The sequence below is a fragment of the Lutispora sp. genome (assembly GCF_041687175.1).
GTDB lineage: Bacteria > Bacillota > Clostridia > Lutisporales > Lutisporaceae > Lutispora.
Map to the genome: position 1 here is coordinate 1 of NZ_JAWLCK010000209.1, position 3055 is coordinate 3055.

The window sequence follows — 3055 nt, forward strand, 5'->3', positions numbered from 1 at the left end:
ATGAGATACTTTTATTACTATCTATACTCTCTTCGCTGGATGGTTTATCTTCAATATCAGTTATAATTTCATCACTTTTTGTATTTTCTTCAATATCAATATCATCCTTCAAATTTATATCCAATACCCCACACCACCTTCAAATATTTCGGTTCCTTCGGGTTGATTTCTATTTTCTCCCGAATTCTTCGTATATGGACTGTAACCGTATCCGGATTATATGCCGGTTCATTCCATACTTTTTCATATATCTCCTCAATGGAAAATACCCTGTTTGGATTTCTCATGAGAAGATGCAGTATCTTAAATTCAAGAGGGGTAGTCTTCACTGGTTCTCCGTCCACCAATACCTCTTTGGTAGTAAAATTTAGTTCAACCCCTCCTATTCTAATCACATCTTCCTGAGGCTGTGAAGCCTTGGAGTAACTGGTATACCTTCTCAGGCAAGAGTTAACCCTTGCTAATAGCTCCAAAGGATTAAAAGGTTTCGTAATATAATCATCGGCGCCGATATTAAGTCCCATAATTTTATCAGTATCTTCCGACTTGGCAGAGAGAAAAATTATTGGTACGTTGCTGGTCTCTCTAATTTTAATAGTTGATTGGATACCATCCATTGTGGGCATCATCACATCCATAAGTATTAAGTCTATTTGTTCCTTTTGAAAAATCTTAATTGCTTCCATGCCGTTATAGGCTTTATATACCCCATAATTCTGGTTTTTTAAGTATACTTCAATAGCGGCCGCTATTTCCTTTTCATCTTCTACAACAAGAATATTGTACATTCACGCTCACCCCTGAATTCTCTGAGATATCTCTATTAGTAATAATAGCATACACTGTTTAAGAAAAAACAACTAGAATTATTACAAATTTCTTAAGAAATCCAGTAGCAGCACAAAAGACACAATATTGACAAACATATGACAATTCTTTAAAATAATTAATGGTCAAACAAAATATGACAAATAGGCTAAACATAGGTAACCATCTGCCATTTGCTATAGGGGGACAATTATGGACAGGAGACTTAGGAATTTAGGTGTAAACATAATAGGTGATATTTCCTGGGGTACACATATTGGACAACTATACTCATCAAAAGAGGATTTCTTTCAAACGGGTGTTACATATATACAATCCGGTTTAATCAACAATGAGCTCTGCATATGGATTTATTCGGATAACACAACTTATGAAGAAATAAAAGAGAAGTTAAGCGAATATGTGGATGATGTGGATTCATACCTCCAAAGGGGTCGGTTAAAAATAATACACTATAGCCAATGGTATATAAAAGACAATAGCTTTAATGAAGTAAGGATCAATAAGCAATGGACTGATCTAGTCAAACAGGCAGTAGATAGTGGATGTGATGGACTCAGAGCCATTGCAGATACTGCCTGGCTGGAGAAAAGCTTCTATAGGACATTTTTACATTATGAGAGAAGTGTTAATAGATATATTAGTGAACTACCATTTATAGTAATATGTCTTTATGATGCAAATAAAGTGGATGCATTTGCTATAGCGGAGATAATAAAGAATCACAGCTATGTTATTACCAAGGATGAGGACAAGCTAGGTCTCATAAGAAATGTAGAGATTCTCATAAAAGACAGGCAGATTGAAAGAAGTGAGGAAAGATACAGAAAACTTCTTGAGTTATTGCCTGATGCTGTTTTTATTCATGATGAAAAAACAATATTTTATTGCAATGAATCAGCTGTACAAATGATCGGAGTCAAGAATTCCTATAAATTGTTGGGAAGATCCATGGCTATATTAGTTATCCCAGAGATGGAAATAAACCTTCAAAGATTTATTAATAATGTATTAAAGGGAAATAAGGAATTCAATTTCTTGATAAGTAAATTTAACTGCGGCAACGGAGAAGTAAAGGATGTTGAGATTGTTGCAACTAAATACATTTTTCAAGGCCGTCATGTGGTTTTATCGGTAGTAAGAGATATAACTCACCTTATGGAAATAGATGAACTGAAAAAGGACATTGCCAAGAAAAGGCAGCTATTAGAATATTCCATGGAAAGCGACAAGATGAAGACGGAATTTTTCTCCAACATATCTCATGAACTCAAGACTCCCCTTAATGTCATCTTAGCTGCCATACAGTTGATGAAATTAAGTGACAATAAACCATGTTGCGACAAATATAGGAACAAATATCTGAAAATGATGCAGCAAAATTGTTTCAGGTTGCTGAGGATTGTGAACAATATTATCGATATAACCAAGATAGATGCTAATTATTATGAAATAAAATCGCAAAACTATGATATTGTCAAACTAATTAGGGAGATAACCCAATCTGTAGCTGAGTATGCAGTGAGCAAATCCATTATTATTATGTTTGAATCCGATTTGAATGAGAAAACAATAGCCTGCGACCCTGATGCCATTGAGAGGATTATTTTAAATCTGCTGTCAAATGCAATTAAGTTTACACCCATGGGAGGGAATATTTGGGTTAAGGTCAATGAAAATAATGAAAAACTCACCATATCTGTAAAGGATAACGGCATAGGAATTCCTTTGCATAAACAAAAGACAATATTTGATAGATTTCAGCAGGTAGACAAATCCTTGACAAGACAATCTGAGGGAAGTGGTATTGGATTATCTCTGGTAAAAGCTCTTGTGGAAAAACATGACGGTAACATTACTTTGTATAGCAAGCCAGATGAAGGCACTGAATTTATAATAGAATTACCATGCATAACTTTGACAGATTCAGGAGATATAAACATTCTTCCGGATTCTATGGATATAAATAGTCATGTGGAAAAGATAAATATTGAGTTTTCTGACATATATTCATAATTATGTTGTATTATTTTCTTACATATAAGCAAAAACAGGAGGCAAGCATCAGTCTCCTGTTTATTCTTCAAAATCTATCTCTTTCAAAATGTATGAATCTAGTACCTTGATGAGTCAGCATCCCTGTGTCTCCCTCCGCATGCATGCTGTAAAAGCTGCCGCTCACAGAGAATTCAGTTCTCTCGCCATTTTCATCCTCAAAGGTTAAATA

3 protein-coding genes are annotated in these 3055 nt (G+C 34.6%); 1 reads left to right on the forward strand and 2 read right to left on the reverse strand.

Annotated elements, in window-relative coordinates; genetic code table 11:
* Positions 1 to 101: 101 nt before the first annotated feature.
* Positions 102 to 788: a response regulator transcription factor gene (locus tag ACESM9_RS15345; RefSeq protein WP_373000720.1), complete on the reverse strand. Its 687-nt coding sequence runs from the start codon at positions 786 to 788 to the stop codon at positions 102 to 104.
* Between the two features lie 232 nt (positions 789 to 1020).
* Here ACESM9_RS15345 and ACESM9_RS15350 point away from each other — a divergent pair, with 232 nt between their 5' ends.
* Positions 1021 to 2844 (forward strand): MEDS domain-containing protein, encoded by a 1824-nt coding sequence (locus tag ACESM9_RS15350; RefSeq protein WP_373000724.1) that lies wholly within the window; start codon positions 1021 to 1023, stop codon positions 2842 to 2844.
* A gap of 67 nt (positions 2845 to 2911) precedes the next feature.
* Here the strand turns inward: ACESM9_RS15350 and ACESM9_RS15355 are convergent.
* On the reverse strand, positions 2912 to 3055 hold a 144-nt coding region (locus ACESM9_RS15355), incomplete at its 5' end, for a DUF2500 domain-containing protein (protein ID WP_373000727.1).

Coding starts and splice junctions, on each gene's coding strand:
- ACESM9_RS15345 (WP_373000720.1), bottom strand. CDS start 788: ATGTACAATATTCTTGTTGTAGAAGATGAAAAGGAAATAGCGGCCGCT.
- ACESM9_RS15350 (WP_373000724.1), top strand. CDS start 1,021: ATGGACAGGAGACTTAGGAATTTAGGTGTAAACATAATAGGTGATATT.